The sequence below is a fragment of the Plesiomonas sp. PI-19 genome, from assembly GCF_021368255.1.
Lineage (GTDB): Bacteria > Pseudomonadota > Gammaproteobacteria > Enterobacterales > CAMTGL01 > Plesiomonas > Plesiomonas shigelloides.
This window is the reverse complement of record NZ_JAJNMQ010000001.1, coordinates 992,783-1,012,355: the sequence shown is the minus strand read 5'-3', so window position 1 is coordinate 1,012,355 and position 19,573 is coordinate 992,783. Positions and strand designations below refer to the sequence as shown.

The 19,573-nt window shown below is 51.6% G+C and carries 15 protein-coding genes; 5 read left to right on the top strand and 10 right to left on the bottom strand.

Annotated elements, in window-relative coordinates; genetic code table 11:
* Positions 1-101 precede the first annotated feature (101 nt).
* Positions 102-1,820, bottom strand: a complete 1,719-nt coding sequence (locus LQ901_RS04610) for a SulP family inorganic anion transporter (RefSeq protein WP_064977937.1) — start codon at positions 1,818-1,820, stop codon at positions 102-104.
* Positions 1,821-2,060: 240 nt separating this feature from the next.
* On the bottom strand, positions 2,061-4,109 hold the full coding sequence (locus LQ901_RS04605; protein ID WP_167550137.1) for a S9 family peptidase: 2,049 nt from the start codon (positions 4,107-4,109) through the stop codon (positions 2,061-2,063).
* Between the two features lie 95 nt (positions 4,110-4,204).
* Here LQ901_RS04605 and LQ901_RS04600 point away from each other — a divergent pair, with 95 nt between their 5' ends.
* From LQ901_RS04600 to LQ901_RS04580, 5 genes are all read left to right on the top strand, one after another.
* Positions 4,205-5,080, top strand: a complete 876-nt coding sequence (locus tag LQ901_RS04600; RefSeq protein WP_064977938.1) for an NAD(P)-dependent oxidoreductase — start codon at positions 4,205-4,207, stop codon at positions 5,078-5,080.
* 122 nt (positions 5,081-5,202) lie between these two features.
* Positions 5,203-5,772: a septation protein A gene (locus tag LQ901_RS04595; RefSeq protein ID WP_064977939.1), complete on the top strand. Its 570-nt coding sequence runs from the start codon at positions 5,203-5,205 to the stop codon at positions 5,770-5,772.
* 110 nt (positions 5,773-5,882) lie between these two features.
* Positions 5,883-6,323, top strand: a complete 441-nt coding sequence (gene yciA, locus LQ901_RS04590) for an acyl-CoA thioester hydrolase YciA (protein WP_010863959.1) — start codon at positions 5,883-5,885, stop codon at positions 6,321-6,323.
* Positions 6,324-6,559: 236 nt separating this feature from the next.
* Positions 6,560-6,961 (top strand): MerR family DNA-binding transcriptional regulator, encoded by a 402-nt coding sequence (locus tag LQ901_RS04585; RefSeq protein WP_010863960.1) that lies wholly within the window; start codon positions 6,560-6,562, stop codon positions 6,959-6,961.
* A 511-nt stretch (positions 6,962-7,472) separates the two neighbouring features.
* On the top strand, positions 7,473-9,365 hold the full coding sequence (locus tag LQ901_RS04580; RefSeq protein ID WP_039044884.1) for a methyl-accepting chemotaxis protein: 1,893 nt from the start codon (positions 7,473-7,475) through the stop codon (positions 9,363-9,365).
* Positions 9,366-9,545: 180 nt separating this feature from the next.
* On the opposite strand, the gene nuoN is transcribed toward LQ901_RS04580, so the two are convergent.
* Genes nuoN through nuoG form a run of 8 tightly spaced genes read right to left on the bottom strand, consistent with a single transcriptional unit; the run spans position 9,546 to position 19,500 of the window.
* The gene (gene nuoN / locus LQ901_RS04575) at positions 9,546-11,009 is read right to left on the bottom strand and encodes an NADH-quinone oxidoreductase subunit NuoN (protein ID WP_152136171.1); all 1,464 of its coding nucleotides are present in this window, start codon (positions 11,007-11,009) and stop codon (positions 9,546-9,548) included.
* Between the two features lie 4 nt (positions 11,010-11,013).
* Positions 11,014-12,531, bottom strand: coding sequence for an NADH-quinone oxidoreductase subunit M (nuoM, locus tag LQ901_RS04570; protein WP_152136170.1), 1,518 nt, complete (start codon positions 12,529-12,531; stop codon positions 11,014-11,016).
* 21 nt (positions 12,532-12,552) lie between these two features.
* Positions 12,553-14,394 carry an NADH-quinone oxidoreductase subunit L gene (nuoL, locus tag LQ901_RS04565; RefSeq protein ID WP_115149841.1) on the bottom strand — a complete coding sequence of 614 codons (1,842 nt, stop codon included), beginning with the start codon at positions 14,392-14,394 and terminating at the stop codon, positions 12,553-12,555.
* On the bottom strand, positions 14,391-14,708 hold the full coding sequence (gene nuoK / locus LQ901_RS04560) for an NADH-quinone oxidoreductase subunit NuoK (RefSeq protein ID WP_010863965.1): 318 nt from the start codon (positions 14,706-14,708) through the stop codon (positions 14,391-14,393). The genes nuoL and nuoK overlap by 4 nt, the downstream gene beginning before the upstream one ends.
* A complete protein-coding gene (gene nuoJ, locus LQ901_RS04555; protein WP_010863966.1) occupies positions 14,705-15,226 on the bottom strand; it encodes an NADH-quinone oxidoreductase subunit J in 522 nt (173 codons plus the stop codon). The genes nuoK and nuoJ overlap by 4 nt, the downstream gene beginning before the upstream one ends.
* A gap of 10 nt (positions 15,227-15,236) precedes the next feature.
* Complete coding sequence (gene nuoI, locus LQ901_RS04550) at positions 15,237-15,776, bottom strand: NADH-quinone oxidoreductase subunit NuoI (RefSeq protein WP_010863967.1); 540 nt, start codon at positions 15,774-15,776, stop codon at positions 15,237-15,239.
* A gap of 23 nt (positions 15,777-15,799) precedes the next feature.
* Positions 15,800-16,777, bottom strand: a complete 978-nt coding sequence (gene nuoH, locus LQ901_RS04545) for an NADH-quinone oxidoreductase subunit NuoH (RefSeq protein ID WP_116546484.1) — start codon at positions 16,775-16,777, stop codon at positions 15,800-15,802.
* Positions 16,774-19,500 carry an NADH-quinone oxidoreductase subunit NuoG gene (nuoG, locus tag LQ901_RS04540; protein WP_233671993.1) on the bottom strand — a complete coding sequence of 909 codons (2,727 nt, stop codon included), beginning with the start codon at positions 19,498-19,500 and terminating at the stop codon, positions 16,774-16,776. The genes nuoH and nuoG overlap by 4 nt, the downstream gene beginning before the upstream one ends.
* Between the last annotated feature and the right edge of the window lie 73 nt (positions 19,501-19,573).

Here is a 19,573-nt window from a genome sequence, read left to right as displayed (position 1 = left end):
GTTTTGCGTTTTTGTTCTCGGGATATTCGGGGATATTTGAGCGGACGAAGAGGTGATCTCTATTCCCTCTCTACACACAAATCCTACATGCAGTAATCAGATTACGCCGTACCACCACCATCCAGTGAACACTCCACACACTGCGCACTTTGTACTAGCCGTACCGCCAGATAAATATCCGGTACCAGCACCATGCCATCATCGCCACTTTGCAAATCGGAGTTTTTAATCCAACGCGAGATTTCCGTCGTACGCCCTGCCATGACTAAACGAGTACGCCGCTTACGCAGTTCATTTTTCAGCTCTTCCAACACCGCCATGACACTAACATCCGCGTGAGTAAAGCTAGAGACCGCATCCACCACCACCCAACGCACCGGCTCTTCGGCCTCATCCACCAGCTCCAGCACCCGCTTTTTAAAATAAGGCGCATTAAAGTAGGTGAGCGGTGAATTGAAACGGTACATTAATACCTCTGGCAGCGGTCGGATCCCATTACCGTTACCGCGCGAACGCACCAGCCCATTGCTATCAAGGCCCAATTGCTGTTCGGTCGGACGAAACACCGTTTTCATAAACTGCGCTAATGCCAGCAATACCGCCATCATGATGCCGGGGATCACGCCAATCACCAGTACGCTGATAAAAGTAAACACCGCCAGACCAAACGCGCCTTTATTGCGCTTACGCAGCGCCCATAACCCACGCAGATCCATCAGATAAAACGAGGAGTAAATCAGCACCACGCCCAGAGCGGCGGTGGGCACATACTGCAAAGGATTGGTCAGGAAAAACATCACAAACGCAATCATCAACGCCGCGACAATCGACACCAACTGCGATTTACCGCCATTGGCATCATTAACTGCGGTACGCGAACTTGCGCCACTAATCGCAAAGCCTTGGGAAAACGCCGACGCCAAATTGATAATACCGAGCGCGCGAAACTCCTGATCGGCATCGATATCATAGCCATTACGAGCAGCAAAACTGCGCGCTGTCAGCATCATGCTGACAAAACTGACCACCGCCAAGTTCAGGGCCGGCATCACCATATTGCGCAGTAACTCAGGTGGAAACACCGGCCATTGCACAACCGGCAATCCGGCCTGCACATAACCAATGGTCGCAACACCCTGCTGCCCCAAATTGAGCAACCAAACCGCCGCTGCCGCAACAATCATCGCCACCAGCGCATTAGGCCACCGTGGGCGCAAACGCCGGCACACCAAAATGGTCGCTAACGTTAGGATACTGAGCGCAGTCGTCACCACATGTGAATGCTGCAAATACTGCGCCCCAGCCAGTACCCGCTCAATCAAACCGCGCTGCTCATAGGTAAAACCAAACACTTTACTGAACTGACCGACGATAATGGTTACCGCCACGCCGTTGAGTAAGCCGGCCAAAATCGGACGCGAAAGAAAATCGGCCAACATCCCTAAGCGAAAACGGCTGGCAATCAAACACCAGATGCCGGTCATCACCGTCATCATGACCACCAACTGCCAATAACGCTCGCTATCACCCATCGCCAGAGGCGCGACTGTCGCCGCCACCACTGCGCACGTTGCCGCATCCGGCCCCACAATCAGCTGGCGGGATGAACCAAACACGGCATACGCCAGCATCGGCAAAATACAAGAATAAAGCCCTGCCGCCGCCGGAACCCCGACCAAACTGGAATACGCAATAGCGACCGGCAACGCAACCGCCGCCACCGAGATGCCGGAAAGGATGTCCGTGCGTAACCACTCCTTTTGATACTGGCCTAATGCGGCCAAGCCGGGAAACCAGCGAGCCATGACCTTACGGAACATCGGTGACACTCCTTGTATAAATGCAGTAGCCTGCCACGCCTAAGCTATACCCACGCGCTCAGCAACTTTACTTTAATAGCAATAGCGCAATATTTACTCCGCCCTATAAAGTTACGTTAGCAGATCCCAGCACAGATCGCTCACGTCCTCCGCTACATTACCGTGCTTTATTTATCTGCCGTTGAGCGCGTTATCAGCGAATCAAGCGGCCATAAATACTGTCGCCATTACGTTTACGAATTACGCGCCTGAAACTTGCGGTTCGGTCTTGGCCTGCAAAAAGCGAATTAAAAACGCATCAATCAAGGCCACTTCCTCAATCCAGCCATAGCGACCCGATGCTCCACCGTGCCCCGCTTCGGTTTCGGTGCGACACAACAGCGGCGCGTTGCCCTGCTGCATATCGCGCAGCTTGGCAATCCACTTTAACGGCTCCCAATAGGTTACGCGCGTATCGTGCAGTCCAGCCGTAGCCAAAACCGGAGGAAAATCATTCGGCTGCAGATTGTCATACGGGGAATAGGCGCGGATCCACTGATACGCTTCCTCCTCTTCTGGACAGCCCCACTCATCATATTCCAAGCAGGTCAGCGGTAAAGAAGGGTCCAGCATGGTAGTCAACGTATCGACAAACGGCACAGCTGCCACCACTGCCCCAAACAGCTCTGGGCGCAAATTCAACGCCGCCGCCACCAACAAACCACCCGCGCTACCACCTGAAATACCGACCATCCCTGCGCGGGTGTAGCCTTGTGCAATCAGGTATTCGGTGCAGGCAATCAGATCGCGGAAACTGTTTTGTTTATGGGCAAGTTTACCTTGCTCATACCAATCACGCCCCAACGTCGCCGAACCGCGCACGTGTGCTTGCACACAAATCATGCCGCGCTCCAGCAATGGCAACCAGCTACGTGCCAGCCCCAAGTCATCCACTTCGCCATACGCACCATAACCGCACAGCACCAGTGGCGCCGCCCCAGTTACACGCGTTGGCTTCACCATGGTCAGGGGAATTTTCACCCCATCATGACCAGTGGCCCACAAACGCAAGATCTCATACTGCTGCGGATCAAATCCCGGCAAAGGATATTGCTGTAACAAGGTCGTCTCACCGCTATCCACATCGTATTCCGAGATAGCCACTGGCTGTACGAGTGTCGAGTAGCTATAACGCAAACGGCGAGTCATAAAATCAGGATTGGAGCCAAACCCGCACTCCCAAGCCGCATCGGCAAACTGCAATTGCTGCTCGGGCCGATCCTCAAACCAGACATACAACGCACTTAAGCCTTCACGTACCGCGCTATAAGCCACAAACCCAGCAAAGCAAGAGACACTATCCAGCAGCCGCTCATCACTGCCCGCGATCACCGTCTGCCAATGCTCCGCCGATGGGGTGGCAACCGCAGTACGAGCAATTCGGAAATTCGGGTGCTCATCGTTGGTCAACAGCCAAAACTCGCCAAGGCGGTGGTCAACGTAATACTCCACGCCTTCGCGCAGTGGGCTCACCAACTGCGGCTGCGCCTGCGGATTATCCGCCGGCAAATACCAGCACTGGCTGCAACTCGAACCACCGGCTGTAATAATCAGATATTGGTTGTCGCGCGTGCGCTCAACCGATAAAAACAGATCGCCATCTGGCAAATCCAACAAGCACACATCTTCAGCTTGTGTGGTTCCTAAACGGTGGCGCCACGCCGAAAGCGGCCGGTTTTGCTCATCTAAACGGATATAGACAAAATGTCGATTATCATTAAACCAGCAGAAACTGCCAGAGCATGCCGCCAGCGTCAGCGGTAAATCCGCCTCTAACGTCAAGTCACGTAAATGCAGGGAAAACTGCTCATCCCCTTGCTCATCGGCTGCCCATAATAGCAACCGATGATCGGGGCTCACCTCAACACCGGCCACATCAAAATAGGCTTTGTCCTGCGCATACTCAGGTTCATTGAGACACACTTCCTCAGCGCCATGCTCACCTTGACGACGACAAAACAGCGGATACTCCGCCCCTTGGGTGTAACGCGAATAATATTGGTAAGGCCCATCGCTCACTGGCACCGAGCACCACTCTTCGCGGATCCGACTGCGGATCTCATGAGCAATCTGCGTCTGTAGCGTCGCCGTCGTCGACATCACATGCGCACAATACGCATTTTCCGCCTCAATGTGCACCATCACCGCGGGTGAGGTGTCCAACTCTCGCATCCAGTAATAGGGATCATGGCGGACTTCACCATGTTTGACGTGGGTACAGGGGATTTTTTTCGCTTTCGGTGCCTGCAAAACGTTTTCCTCAAAAAGCTGATCGATGCTGGTGTTGTATACCCTACTCCCCTCATAATGCGAATACACCAGAAAACACACAAGGAGTTGATAGCATGGCAAACGTGAGTTTTATCGGGCTGGGCGTAATGGGATACCCAATGGCCGCTCATTTATTAAAAGCCGGACATCAGGTGACCGTGTATAACCGTACCGCAGCTAAAGCTGCGCAATGGGTCGCTGAGCACGGTGGTAAAGCGGCTGCCACACCACGCGAAGCCGCGCAAGATGCCGATTTTATCATGACCTGTGTGGGCAACGATCAGGATGTTCGCTCCGTCTATTTCGGTGACGACGGTATTTTTGCCGGCGCCAAAACCGGTGCAACCTTAATTGACCACACTACCGCCTCGGCAGATTTAGCCCGTGAGCTGGCCGAATACGCCACCGCTCATCAGCTGATTTTCATCGATGCGCCAGTCTCTGGCGGCCAAGCTGGCGCTGAAAATGGCGCGCTGACTATCATGTGTGGTGGTGACGCCAATCATTTTGCGCCCGCACAGCAAGTGATGACCGCCTATGGCAAAGCCGTGACACTGATGGGTCCTGCCGGCAGTGGTCAGCTGTGCAAAATGGTCAACCAAATCTGCATCGCAGGTGTACTGGCCGGATTATCCGAAGGCGTGCGTTTTGCGCAAAATGCCGGCTTAGATGTCGAGCAAGTGCGCGATGTGATTAAATTGGGCGCCGCCGGCTCTTGGCAGATGGAAAACCGCGCCGCCACCATGGCCGCCAATCAGTTTAATTTTGGTTTTGCTATCGACTGGATGCGTAAAGACTTGGCCATTTGTTTTGACGAAGCCGCGCGTAATCAAAGCCAGCTGCCGATCACCCGTCAAGTAGACCACGCGTATGCCGCACTGCAAGACGCCGGCTATGGCCGCTGCGACACCTCCGTACTGATTCGCGCGCTCGATAAGCTCGATAAGTAAGTCAGGTGCGTTCATCAGCCCGACATCGAACAATTAAGGGCAATTTATCCCTGACACGGATTTATCTTGCCCCACATCATGGAGTATAGTTTGCCCTCCATTACAACCAAGAGACGGATTTAATGAAGCAGCTGTTAGATTTCATTCCTCTGATCGTCTTTTTTGCGGTCTATAAACTTTATGACATCTACGCCGCCACGGGTGCGCTGATTGTTGCAACCGCCGTGCAGATTATCCTGACATGGTTCTTGCTGCGTAAAGTGGAAAAGATGCAGCTGATTACGTTTGGCCTCGTCACCGTGTTTGGCGGCTTGACCATGGTCTTGCATGATCCGGTATTCATCAAATGGAAGGTTACCGCCGTATACGCCTTGTTTGCGGTTGCATTACTGATCAGCCAGTGGATGACCAAAACAACACTGGTACAACGCATGTTTGGCAAGGAAATTACCCTGCCTGACGCCATTTGGAAGAAGTTGAATCTGGCGTGGGCGTTATTCTTTACCACCTGCGGACTGGTCAACATCTATGTGGCGTTCTATCTGCCGTTATCGGTCTGGGTTAACTTCAAAGTGTTTGGCCTGTTACTGCTGACACTGGCCTTTACCCTCCTCAGCGGAGTCTATATCTACCGCCATATTCCGCAGACAGAACAATCTGACAATTCGGCCTCCAACGATAAGCAGCCGTAGTCAGCCACGCCGTTGTAAGCGATAATTACCCATTAACCTGAATAAAAGACCTCCCTTGTGGAGGTCTTTGCTGATGTCCGGGCCTGCCCGTTAGCATTTGAGATCTCTGTATGACTGAACAACCTCGCAAACCTGAAGGCATCTTATTGCTGCGCACCCTTGCCATGCCAGCAGATACCAATCCAAACGGCGATATCTTCGGTGGCTGGATCATGTCCCAAATGGATATTGGTGGTGCCATTTTGGCGAAAGAAATTGCTCACGGACGAGTGGTTACCGTCGCTGTTGATGGTATTACCTTCCTCAAGCCGGTCGCTGTTGGCGATGTCGTGTGCTGCTATGGTAAAGCCGTCCATGTCGGTAACAGCTCCATGAAAGTGCGCATGGAAGTCTGGGTGAAAAAAGTGGCCAGCGAGCCTATCGGCCAGCGTTATTGCGTCACCGAAGCCACCTTCACCTATGTAGCCGTTGACCCTGAAGGTCGCGCACGTCCAGTGCCAAAAACGGACAATCCGGAATATGAATTAGCCATGTCCGGAATCCAAGCCTAATCTGCGGCGCTCCGCTCTGCCTATTGTTCTGGCAGAGCGGCCCCTGACTCTTCCCCCTCGAACCTGCGCATCTCCACTCTTCCTGAACCGATTCGTGCCTTTTTGTATGACCAGCGTCACAAGCAAGCGGTGAGATAACCGACACAAATTTACCGCTATTTCGCGCAATTCGTTGAAATAAAGGGAGATCTCGTTTATCTATAAAGCAACCGTTTATCTTGCAAGGATCGCAGGTTATGCCGGACTCCATCCACTACAGTATCTCCGAACTGGCTAATGAGTTTGAGATCACTACCCGCAGCATCCGTTTTTATGAGGATGAAGGCCTGCTGTCGCCTCGGCGCAAAGGCAATACCCGTATTTATGGCAAACAAGATCGCATCCGTCTGCAGCTGATCCTGCGTGGCAAGCGCCTTGGTTTTACCCTCGCGGAAATCAAAATTTTGTTTGATTGGTACGACTCAGAGCGGGATAACCGCGCGCAAATCCGCAGCATGCAAAATCTCATCGAAGATAAACGCATCCAACTGCAGCAACAAATCGAAGATGCCCATTTGGTTCTCAGCGAATTAAATGCAGCCGATAAGCTGTGTGATATGGCATTGAAGAAAATGGAAGATCGGCGCTTAAAAAAATAAGAGCTTAAACGTTTATTTACGCGTTATTATTGTTGCTGTTGTTAATATTCACTCGTATGTTATTCAAAATATACATCCCATGTAATTAATAAACTCCGATAAAAATATACAGAGGGATAATCAAACCAAGCAGAAACAGAACAAATACAATAAAAACAGGTGATACTGATAGAAAGCCAATCATTCACGCAGCAGATATCACAACACGCCTCAATCTCAGAATATGAAACACAGGGCATCAAATGCTTGCGCCACCATCACGCTATTTACTTCAGCAAAAACCATCCAGAGCGTCAAAAACAAATCACCCTGCCATTTAAATGACGCACCTTTGACTATTTCATGTATAAATACTCCATTAAGGCCATTTTGATAGTAAAGCAAACAGCCCACACGGGCCTATTTCTTGTGATCCTATTCAAAGATAAAACCCGCTTAATTACTTACACTGCCCATATTATTCCTGCCCGCCGTTTTACGGAAAATAACCCTATACATAACGGAGTATATTATGCGCCTTTCGCTTAAAGCGAGGCTGCTTATTTGCAGTCTCGCTGCAGTTATTATTACCGCGTTATCTTTATCGCTGATCTCCAACAAAACGGTAACAGACGATGCTCTAAACAATGCCTATATCGAAGTGAACCGTCTGGGAAAAACCTACTCACAAAGTGTCACCGATTGGATAGCCGATCGGCAAAATGCGCTGTCCGCCTTAAAGTACCATCTGGAGAAAACGCCGCCCGCCGATATGGTTCCCGCATTACTGCAAACCCATCAAGCCGCTAACTTCAGCCTGACCTACTACGGCACCGCCGATGGCAAGATGTACCGCCAAGACCCGTCGTTAAACCGTGCCGGTTACGATCCGCGTGAACGCCCTTGGTATAAATCTGCCATCAGCGCAGGACAACTGACCACCACCGCGCCTTACATCAGCGCTACCCAGCAAGTTATGGTTGTCACCATGGCGGAGCCAGTAAAAGAAAATGGTCAAATTATTGGCGTCGTGGGCGCAGATTTATCTTTGCAGCAGCTGGTCGACGAAGTGATTAACATGGACGTGCCGGGTAATGGCTATGCCATTTTAGTCAGCAACGATGGCTCTATCGTGGCCCACCCGCAAAAAGAGATGTGGCAGAAGAATATCAACGCCATCAGCAGCGTCTTTACCCCGGATTATATTCATCAACTCGACAGCACGCATGCTCTCACCACACTGATGCTCGGCGATGATGAAAAATTGATTTATGCCACCCCGATTAAAAAAACTGACTGGTCCATGATTTATATTATGGATAAAGACGCCATTCTCGCTCATGCCAATAATTTGATCTTATTGCAAAGCGCGATCGCATTGGGCATTTTGATCGTCTTTAGTATTTTCCTCGTGATCTTTTTCCGTAGCCAATTTAAAGATCTCGAACGCGTTGCTACCGCTCTTAATGACATTTCGGAAGGTGAAGGCGATCTCACCGTTCGCATCAATACTCAACATCCACACGATGAAATCGGGGTGCTCGCCGCCGGATTTAACCGCTTTACTGAGCGTTTGCACGCCATGGTCAGCCGCTTGAGTCAGATCTCCGATGAGCTGACAAATCAGTCCAGTGCGGCCTTTAATATTGCCAATAGCAACAATGTGGCCATCTCTACCCAGCAAGACGAAATCACCATGGTCGCCACAGCCGTCACCGAGATGGCCAGCGCCACCCAAGAGATCGCTAACCATGCCGAGGAAACCGCCCACACATCGCAAAATGCGGTATCTCTGTGTCAACAAGGCCAAACGCAAGTTCAACAAAGCCAAAGCTCAATTCGCGATCTGGCTGCCGAGGTCGCCAGTGCTAGTCAAATCATTAGCGAGCTGAATCAGCATGCGCATGCCATTAGCTCGATTTTGGCTACCATTACGGGAATTGCAGAGCAGACCAATTTGTTGGCGTTGAATGCGGCCATCGAAGCAGCGCGTGCTGGCGAACAAGGTCGTGGCTTTGCGGTCGTGGCTGATGAAGTGCGCGTTCTGTCGCAGCGCACTCATGCCTCTACTCAAGAAATTCAAACCATGATTGAAACGCTGCAAAACACCACCAACCGCGCGGTGAGCACCATGACCACCAGCCATGAGTTAGCGAATACCAGCGTTCATGATGCCGATTTGGCCAGTGAGAATCTGCAATCCATTGGCGGTGCCATTACCAAAATCTCCGACATGGCGAGCCATATTGCTACTGCGGCAGAAGAGCAAACCTCGGTAACGGCAGAGATCAACACCAATACGGAATCCATCCGTGAAGTCTCCGCTATGTTGGCGCAAGAAGCGCAGCACTCCGCCACGCAAGCGGAGCACCTGGCCACTCTGACCCGTCAGCTGCAACAGGAAGTGGGTCAATTTAAACTGTAAGCCGTTTAAACTCTGGGAAGACAGCCGCTCACCGTAATGGTTGAGAAACGCAATGCCTAATCAGTTTAGTGTAATAGCACGAAGAGCAAGGATACCGGATAAACACTAAGCGCCCCTTCTGGGGCGCTTAGTGTCTTTAACATGCCAGCATAGGCACATGCTTACCGCGCAGGATGACAATTACAGCAGCGGCAAAATCCGTACCATAGCAACCAGCGATAACAGCGGTTGTGGGTACACCCCCAACAACAGCACCAATGCTGCTGACAGCAACAGCACCACCCCGCCAGCGGTACGCGCCCAATTATCCTGAATATCACGCACGCGCTGCACTTGCGGCGCCAGATATAACGCAACCATCACACGCAAGTAATAGTACAAACCTATGGCACTACCCAGCACCACCGCCAACGTTAATCCCCATAGCTCGGACTGCACACCGGCCGCAATCACATAAAACTTACCGATAAAGCCCAGCGTCAAAGGGATACCGGCCAAGGCCAACATCATCACGGTTAACACTGCAGCGAGTACCGGACGATGCCAAAACAAACCCCGATAGCTATACAAAGAATCCACATCGCGCCCTTTGTAAGGGCTAGACATTAAACTCACTACGCCAAACGCACCCAGCGCCGTGAACATGTACGCCACCAAATACACGCTAACGGCCTCTTGTGGCAGACGCAACGTATCGGCAGCGATCAATGCCACCAACACATAACCAAAGTGCGCAATCGAGGAGTAACCGAGCAGTCGCTTGATATTGTTCTGGTTCAACGCCAACAAGTTACCGAACAGGATAGACAATACCGCCAACACACCCAGAACTTGCTGCAATACGCCATTATCGGCTACCGGAGTGGTCAGTAAAAACCGCACCAGTACGGCAAAAATCGCCACTTTACTGGCGGTCGCGATAAACGTTGCCACCGGAGCCGGCGCACCTTCATACACATCTGGCGTCCACAGGTGAAACGGCGCTAAAGAGAGCTTAAAACCAAAGCCAACCAACATCATGCCAAGCCCGGCCAGCAACACCGGCATAAAGAGCTCTTTGTTTTGCAGCAGAGCGCCGATTGCACCGAAGACCAAGGTTCCGGTCTCGGCGTACAACAATGCCATGCCAAACAAAATAAACGCCGACGCCGCCGCAGACAGCACCATGTATTTGATACTGGCTTCAAGAGAGCGTTTTTGTCGATAGGCATAACCAATCAGGCCAAATAGCGGCACCGACATCAACTCGATACCGATAAACAGTGCCGCCAGATGCCTCGCCCCCGCCAAGACCAAGCCACCACAACAGCCAATTAACAGCAGCAGGTAAAACTCTTCTCGATTGTCGGGATAATCTTGCAGCCACAAGTAAGCAAACGTGCAACAGGCCAAGGTAGCAATTAGCACCAACGCGGAGAAAAACAGGGTATAGCCATCCACCTGTAAAAGTGTCGTTACCTGCACCGGGATCACTTGCGCACAAATAAACAGCGATAACAGTGCCAGATTTAGCCCCACCACAGACACTGTGGCAACCAGCAAGTGATGACGCTGCCATGCAATCAGCAACATCAATAACACCACGGTGAGACCGGTAATAATCAATGGCAACTCGGCGACTAACGACTGTAATGACAATGCCATATTCTTACACCTTACTCAGAGACAAAGGCACAAACCACTGCTGCACACTCAGCATCACGGTATTCGTGGTATCCAAAATCGGTTGAGGATACACGCCCAGCAACACCAGTAATACCGCCAGCAGCAAGACAATAAACAACTCGCGTGAACTCATCGCCGGTAATGTTGACGCTTCTTTGGCCGGCCCGAAAAAGGCGCGTTGCACCATAATCAAGGAATAGACCGAGGCCAACACCAAGCCAAACGTTGCCACTACCGCCACTTTAGGTAACAACTGGAACGTACCCAGTAAAATCAAAAACTCACCGACAAAGTTACCGGTTCCCGGTAGCCCCAACGACGCCGCCGCAAAAAACAGCGATATCGCAGGCAAGAACTTAATCCGCCCCCACAAACCGCCCATCTGGCGCATATCTCGGGTATGCAAGCGCTCATACAGCTGACCACACAGAATAAACATCCCCGCCGCCGATAAGCCGTGGGCAATCATCTGCACCACCGCCCCTTGCAGTGCTTGCTGACTGCCCGAATAAATCGCAATCAACACAAATCCCATGTGGGAAATACTGGTGTACGCCACTAACCGCTTGATATCGGTCTGTGCAAAAGCCAATAACGCGCCGTAGAAAATCCCGACAATCCCCAGCGCCATCGCCACCGGAGCAAATTCAATGGAGGCTTCTGGAAATAACGGGAGCCCAAAACGCAGCAAGCCGTAGGCGGCGGTTTTCAATAAAATCCCCGCCAAATCGACCGAGCCCGCGGTCGGAGCCTGGCTGTGCGCATCAGGTAACCAGCCATGCAATGGCACTACCGGCATCTTGACGGCAAAAGCAATGAAGAAGCCGAGCATCAACACAAACTCGACACTCTTGCTCATCGGCGTATTGAGTAAATCGGCATAGTTAAAGGTCAACATGCCAGTGGCGGAATAATGCACAAACACCAGCGCCAAAATAGCCACCAGCATCAGCAAGCCACTTGCTTGGGTATAGATAAAAAACTTGGTCGCCGCCGTGATCCGCGTTTTCCCGTCAGACGCTTTGTGTCCCCAAAGCGCAATCAGGAAATACATCGGTACCAACATCATTTCCCAGAAAAAGAAGAACAAAAACAGATCGACGGCCAAAAACACCCCGATCACGCCACCGAGGATCCACAGCAAATTCAGATGGAAAAAGCCCAGATGACGCTGAATCTCACGCCAGGAACATAAAATAGCCAACACCCCAAGCAAACCGGTCAGGATCACCATCAAGAGCGATAGGCCATCAAGGGCCAGATGAAAGGAGATCCCTAATTGCGGGATCCACGGCATTTGAAATTCCAACTGCCATTGTGGAGTGCCGGCCGTTTGTGGCAGCGAATAATCACCACTGAACCACAATTGTAATGCCAACCCCAAAACCAGCGTCATCGACGCCAGCGCAATCCAGCGCGGAACTCTGGATTGATCCCGCTCAGTCAGCCAGCAAAGAAACCCGCCGGCAAAGGGGATAAGAATAAGCCACAGTAGTGTCATAGCTGAGAGAATCCATTCTAATTAAAACAACACCAGCAACGCCAAAATGAACAGCGCACCGAATCCCACGGACGTTGCATACCAGCGCAATTGTCCGGTCTCAGTAAACACCACCAGTCGGTTCGCCTGACGCACCGCACTGGCGACAATATTCAAGGTTCGGTTAAACGGATCGCCACCTAACAAACGCGTCAGCCACAGATACGGTTGGACAAACACCTTGTCATACAACCAATCAAAGCCCCACGCATGCAGCCAGATTTGCACCAACGTTTTACCTCCGGCGGTTTGTGCCATCCGCGATACCCAGCGCCGCTCACCCAAGAACAACCACGCAGCAATCAAGATCCCACCGATAGAAATCAGGCCTGATATCAACTCCAGATAATGCTTGGCCGATAATTCCCCCTCGGCACCCGCAGGTAATACCCCGTGTAACGGCGGTACAATTAATGCGCCGATAAAGGTCGATAACAGGGCCAACACCACCAACGGCACGCTATACGCCAATCCATGACCGGCATGCGCCTGCGTTTGCACAGGGCCATGAAACACCACAAAAATCAGACGGAAGGTATAGATGGATGTCAACACGGCGCCCACTAACCCCGCAGCCAGCAATTCGGGATGCCCAGATGCCAGCGCCTGCCACAAAATCTCATCTTTACTGTAGAAACCGGCAGTAATAAACGGTAAGGCCGCCAGCGCGCCACCACCTATCAAAAAGCAGACATACACTAACGGTAGCGATTTACGTAAACCGCCCATGCGGAAAATGTTCTGCTCATGATGACAGGCCACAATCACCGCCCCTGCAGACAAGAACAGCAAGGCTTTAAAGAAGGCGTGAGTCATCAGGTGGAATATAGCCGCATCCCACGCACTGACGCCAAGCGCCAGAAACATATAACCAATCTGGCTCATGGTGGAATAGGCTAAAATGCGCTTGATATCGGTCTGCACCAACGCGGCAAAACCGGACAGTAACAAGGTCACTGCACCGATAAAGCCCACTAGATACAAAACATCCGGCGCCAAGGTAAAAATCACATGGGTCCTAGCAATCAGGTACACCCCTGCGGTCACCATGGTCGCCGCATGGATCAGCGCCGATACCGGTGTTGGACCGGCCATCGCATCCGCCAACCAAGTTTGTAACGGCAATTGCGCCGATTTACCTACCGCACCGCCCAGTAACATCAAGGCCGCCAACGTCACCGGCCAAGAGCCTGCGGCCATTTTCTCAGGCGCTAACGTTAAAATCGTTTGGATATTCAACGTACCGAGCTGCTGATATAAAATAAACAACCCGATAGCGAGGAACACATCGCCCACGCGCGTGACAATAAAGGCTTTCATTGCGGCGGCGCCATTTTTAGACTGCTGGTAATAAAAACCAATCAGCAAATAGCTACACAGCCCCACGCCTTCCCAGCCTAAATAAACAAACAACAAATCATTACCCAGCACTAAGAACAGCATGCTGGCGATAAACAGGTTGGTATACGCAAAAAAGCGTGAATAGCCTTCTTCACCGCGCATGTACCACGAGGCAAACAGGTGGATAAAAAAGCCAACGCCGGTGACTACCGACAGCATGGTCAGCGATAACCCATCCAGATATAAGGATAAGTTAACCTGCAAATCTCCCACCGCCATCCACGTCCATAGTGGCTGAGTGTAGGTGTTTTGCGGATGCAGAACTAAAAAGTCATAACCAATATAAGCAGTGAGCAACGCCGATAAACCCACGCTTCCCACACCAATCAACGCACTGGTGTTTTCACTCCAGCGCCCAGCCGAGAATGCCAGCAGCAGGTAACCGAGCAGTGGCAGCAAAATCGTCAAAAAGAGTAGGCTCATCCGTGCATCTCACTCACAACGTCCACGTCTAAGGTGTGGTGCCGCCGGTACATCTGCAGCAACAACGCCAACCCGATACTGGCTTCTGCCGCCGCCAGCGTCACGATGAAGATATACATGACTTGGCCATCGGCTTGTCCCCAGTGACTTCCCGCCACCACAAAGGCCAAGCCTGCCGCACTCATCATGATCTCAAGGCTCATCAAGATAAACAGCAAGTTACGCCGGATCATCACGCCTGTCAGGCCCAGCGCAAACAGCGCTGCTGCCAACAACAATCCATGCTCCATAGGAATAGCACTGACAGCATTCATCGCTTATCTCCTTGTGCCTTATGATTTTCCGGTTTGTTTTCGCGGCCAAGATGGTAAGCCGATACCATACCGGCCAGCAGTAATAACGAGGCGAGTTCTACCCCTAAAACGTAAGGGCCAAACAGCGCAATACCGACAGCTTTTGACGGCACATCTTGTAAACCAGCCCCGCCCGCCGACACGCCCATTAACGCAAAGGCCAATACCGCAAACAATAACGCAGAAAGTAGCGCTGGCCCTGCCCACACCCGAGGCGTTAACCACTGCTGCTCTTGCTTTGGCGCTGAGCCTAAGTTAAGCATCATCACCACAAAGACAAACAGCACCAAAATGGCACCCGCGTAGACAATTATCTGGATGGCTCCTGCAAATTCAGCGCCTAGGGAGAAAAACACCATCGCCACCGAAAGCAGTGAAACAATCAGGTACAACAACGCGTGCATCGGGTTGCGATTGCTGATCACGCGAAACGTTGCCAGCAATGCCACCAGCGCCGATAAATAAAATGCCCAGCTCATGACCGACTCCTTATGGTAATAAGCCCTTGGTATCGATAGGTAAGGCTTCATCCTGCGCCGTCCCTTTTTGTTTACCGGCAATCGCCAAACCGGATACCCGATAAAAGTTGTAATCGGGGTATTTACCGGGGCCCGAAATCAACAAATCCTCTTTCTCGTACACCAGATCTTGGCGACGGTACTCTCCCATCTCAAAATCTGGGGTCAATTGGATAGCGGTGGTTGGACACGCCTCTTCACACAAACCGCAGAAAATGCAGCGCGAGAAGTTAATCCGGAAAAACTCCGGATACCAACGGCCATCTTCCTGCTCCGCTTTTTGTAATGAGATACAGCCAACCGGACAGGCGACAGCACACAAGTTGCACGCCACACAGCGCTCTTCGCCATCAGGATCTCGGGTTAACACTATCCGACCACGGTAGCGTGGCGGCAGGTAAACCTGCTCTTCAGGATATTGCAGCGTATCGCGCTTGCGCCAAGCATGGGTAAACACCATCCATAAACTGCGCAGCTGGGTTCCTGTTCCTATGAGAATTTCTTTTAACATCGCCATCATCCTTGCAATACCCGTTACTGGGCGTTGTACAGCACAACTACGCCCGTTACGATCAAATTGAATAACGTCAACGGCAGGCAAAACTTCCAGCCGAATGCCATCACTTGGTCATATCGGGGCCGGGGCAATGAAGCCCGGAGCAGGATAAAAAACATCACAAAAAAACCCGTTTTCAACACAAACCAGACTATCGGCGGCAATACTGGCCCCAGCCAGCCACCAAAAAACAAAGTGACTAGCAGTGCTGAAATTAAGACAATACCTATGTATTCGCCCACAAAGAACATGCCCCACTTCATCCCGGCATATTCAATGTGATAACCATCAGCCAGCTCTTGCTCTGCCTCCGGTTGGTCAAAAGGATGACGGTGAGTCACTGCAATCGCCGCCACCAAAAAGGTGACAAATCCTAAAAATTGCGGCACGACAAACCAAACCTGCTCCTGCGCTGCGACGATGTCGCGCATATTAAATGAGCCGGTGATTGCCACTATCCCCATGAGGGACAGCCCCATAAAAACCTCATAACTCAAGGTTTGGGCCGACGCACGTAAGCTACCCAGCAGTGAATATTTGTTATTACTCGACCAGCCAGCAAAGAGCACCGCATAAACAGCGAGCCCAGCCATGGCAAAGAAAAACAGAATACCGATATTCAGATCCGCAACGCCCCAAGTCGGGGTAATCGGAATAATGGCGAAGGTCAGCAAAAACGCGCCCATCGCAATCAGTGGTGCCAACATGAAAATCAATTTGTCGGCAAATGGCGGGATCCAGTCTTCCTTGAAAAACATCTTGATCATGTCAGCGGCCAGCTGCAGGATGCCAAACGGCCCAACGCGGTTCGGGCCATAACGGTCTTGCCATAGTCCTAGCAGCCGCCGTTCGATATAACTCATAAAAGCACCACAGCTGACCACCACCAATAAGATCACGATGGCTTTGGCTACGTCAGTGAGGATCAACCACGTAGTTGGCGACAATGCGCTCATAACACCGCCTCCTGCATATCTGTGATCACCTGTCCCAACAAGCCCAGCGGGATCCCAGCAAAACCAACCGGTAACGCAACCACGCCCGCCATCAGGTGCTTGTCGATACGCACCGGCAAACGGAAGTAATTCTTATCCCAACTAAAGCTGAGCAGCGTTCCTTCATTCACTGCCAGTTTTTGTGCATCCGCCTCACTGAGCCCAATCGTGGCCACTGGAGTGCGCGACTGGATCACTCCTGCGCGCTGTGACAGCTCTTCACTACCAAAAATGTGGTACTGACCCACCACTTGATAACCCTGACTTTCCGCAACCACCTCGACCTTTTGGTGAGGATACGGATGCAAGTGAGCAGGCTCATGCACTTGTGGTGTGATAAGACGCAGGCCAGGATCACCGGCTTTTAATCGTCCCCCCACTTTATCTTGGTACTTATTCCAAGCTTGCGGTGAGTTCCAACCGGGCGACCAGACAAACGGAATATCGGGATACAGCTCTTTCGAGCCAGAGTACCCTTCCATAGAAAATGCAAATGGAGTGTCAACATCCTGTGGCACACGTGGCTCGTGCACACTGATATTGGCACGCAACGCGGTACGACCGCTGTAACGGTGCGGAGAGCGCGCCAGTTTTAAACTGCGAATACGAAAATCCGCCTTCGGTGCGACGGCGGTCAAATTTGCCAACGCCGGGATCGTCTGCGCACATTGCTTGGACACCACATCAAAATGCGTCCACTCCGATTGCCGAGTCGCCGTATGGCTTTGCAATGCGGTTAACCACTGCCAGCTTTCTGCGACATGGTTATTTTCCGCATAGTAAGATGGCGCGTAGACCTGATAAAAACGCTGCGCTCGCCCTTCATGGTTGATCACTGTCCCATCGGCTTCTGCAAAACTGGCTGCTGGCAGCAGTAGAGTCGCTTTATCCGTCGTCGCAGTGTGCTGATGATCAAGCACAATCAGGTGAGGTACTGACGACAGCGCATGACTCACACTTGCCGCCGAGGCATGTCGGTATAAGTCCGCCTCCATCACGATCGCGACATCGGCTTGCGCTAAACGCGCTAAAGCCGGTTGCAGCGGCTGCGCGCCCAACATCACCAGACCTAAACTATTAACATCGGGAACAACCAGACTTAAACCTACCGCTGACTGACGCGCCTTTAATGCCAAAGCGATATTGGCAGCCGCTTTTAGCAACGCCTCTGAGCCGGCCGAGGAGCCAGAAATAATCAGTGGCTTTTTCGCTTGTAATAAGTAAGACGCTATTTGCTGGGCGACATCAGTAGTAGACTCACTACCGACCGACTCATGCCCTGCGCCCTGAATACAATCAGCAACGTTAAACGCTAACTCAGCTTGCTGCTCAGGATGAGCAAACCACGTCACTGACGCGATGTCATCGAGGCGCGTCGGAGCCAACGCGGTGATCATTACGGGATGACGGGCATGTTGCCCTATATTTTGAATCGCGGCAGTTTGCCAGCTATCGACACGTAACGCGGCCGCCATCTCGCGCGCTTTGCCTTTCGCCGCTTGACGCACCGATAAAGCAATACGCGGGGCAGTTTGGGTAATGTCTTCGCCTAACACCAAAACCGCATCATACTCTTCAATATCACGCAATGAAGGCAGTTCAATATTGGCGGTGTGCAGGATATCCAAAATTAACTGCTGACGCTGCCACTCAGCCTCATCAACCGCAGCATAAAAATTATTTTCCCCGACCAGTGAGCGCAATGCGAAATTGCTTTCCACGCTGGCGCGGGCAGAGCCAATACCGATAACCTGTTTGGCATGGCGCAGCGTATCGGCGGCCAAATTCAAGGCATGCTCTTGGCTTAGCGTGACAAAGCCTTCACCGGTATTCAGCTGCGCTTGTACCGGACGATCTTTGGCATTAACGAAACCGTAACCAAAACGGCCACGATCGCATAAGAAGTAGTGGTTCACCGCACCGTTATAGCGGTTCTCAATACGGCGCAATTCGCCATAGCGCTCACCCGGACTAATATTGCAACCGACACTGCAATGCTGGCAGATGCTCGGGGCAAACTGCATATCCCATTTACGGTTATAACGCTGAGAGTGGGTTTGGTCGGTAAATACACCGGTAGGACAAATTTCGATTAAGTTGCCGGAGAACTCACTTTCCAACGCCCCGTCTTCAACTCGCCCAAAATAGACATTATCGTGCGCGCCATACACGCCCAGATCAGTGCCATCCGCATAATCTTTGTAATAACGAACGCAGCGATAACAAGCTATACACCGGTTCATCTCATGAGCAATAAACGGGCCTAAATCCTGATTCTTATGCGTGCGCTTAGTAAAGCGATAACGGCGGGTATTGTGGCCGGTCATCACCGTCATATCCTGCAGGTGGCAAGCGCCGCCCTCCTCACAGACTGGACAATCATGGGGATGGTTGAGCATCAGCCATTCAACGACGCTTTTACGAAACGCTTTAGCCTCTTCATCTTCAATCGAGATGTAAGTACCATCTGTCGCCGGTGTCATACAAGACATCACCAAGCGGCCGCGTTTATCATCGGCATTCTGATATTGTTTCACCGCACATTGCCGACAAGCACCCACACTTCCCAGTGCCGGATGCCAACAGAAATACGGGATATCGAGTCCTAATGAGAGGCACGCCTGCAGGAGATTATCTGCACCATTGACCTCGAAATCCTTTCCATCAATGTGAATCGTCGCCATACCTAACAATCTTATTTTATGCCCACACGAACTGAGCTGGTGGTTAATACAGCAGGTGTTGCTAACCTCGCAC

What these genes read in the sequence shown, in the direction of transcription:
- LQ901_RS04610 (WP_064977937.1), bottom strand. Translation starts at nt 1,820, where the DNA reads ATGTTCCGTAAGGTCATGGCTCGCTGGTTTCCCGGCTTGGCCGCATTA.
- LQ901_RS04600 (WP_064977938.1), top strand. Translation starts at nt 4,205, where the DNA reads ATGGCAAACGTGAGTTTTATCGGGCTGGGCGTAATGGGATACCCAATG.
- LQ901_RS04595 (WP_064977939.1), top strand. Translation starts at nt 5,203, where the DNA reads ATGAAGCAGCTGTTAGATTTCATTCCTCTGATCGTCTTTTTTGCGGTC.
- yciA (WP_010863959.1), top strand. Translation starts at nt 5,883, where the DNA reads ATGACTGAACAACCTCGCAAACCTGAAGGCATCTTATTGCTGCGCACC.
- LQ901_RS04585 (WP_010863960.1), top strand. Translation starts at nt 6,560, where the DNA reads ATGCCGGACTCCATCCACTACAGTATCTCCGAACTGGCTAATGAGTTT.
- LQ901_RS04580 (WP_039044884.1), top strand. Translation starts at nt 7,473, where the DNA reads ATGCGCCTTTCGCTTAAAGCGAGGCTGCTTATTTGCAGTCTCGCTGCA.
- nuoN (WP_152136171.1), bottom strand. Translation starts at nt 11,009, where the DNA reads ATGGCATTGTCATTACAGTCGTTAGTCGCCGAGTTGCCATTGATTATT.
- nuoM (WP_152136170.1), bottom strand. Translation starts at nt 12,531, where the DNA reads ATGACACTACTGTGGCTTATTCTTATCCCCTTTGCCGGCGGGTTTCTT.
- nuoL (WP_115149841.1), bottom strand. Translation starts at nt 14,394, where the DNA reads ATGAGCCTACTCTTTTTGACGATTTTGCTGCCACTGCTCGGTTACCTG.
- nuoK (WP_010863965.1), bottom strand. Translation starts at nt 14,708, where the DNA reads ATGAATGCTGTCAGTGCTATTCCTATGGAGCATGGATTGTTGTTGGCA.
- nuoJ (WP_010863966.1), bottom strand. Translation starts at nt 15,226, where the DNA reads ATGAGCTGGGCATTTTATTTATCGGCGCTGGTGGCATTGCTGGCAACG.
- nuoI (WP_010863967.1), bottom strand. Translation starts at nt 15,776, where the DNA reads ATGTTAAAAGAAATTCTCATAGGAACAGGAACCCAGCTGCGCAGTTTA.
- nuoH (WP_116546484.1), bottom strand. Translation starts at nt 16,777, where the DNA reads ATGAGCGCATTGTCGCCAACTACGTGGTTGATCCTCACTGACGTAGCC.
- nuoG (WP_233671993.1), bottom strand. Translation starts at nt 19,500, where the DNA reads ATGGCGACGATTCACATTGATGGAAAGGATTTCGAGGTCAATGGTGCA.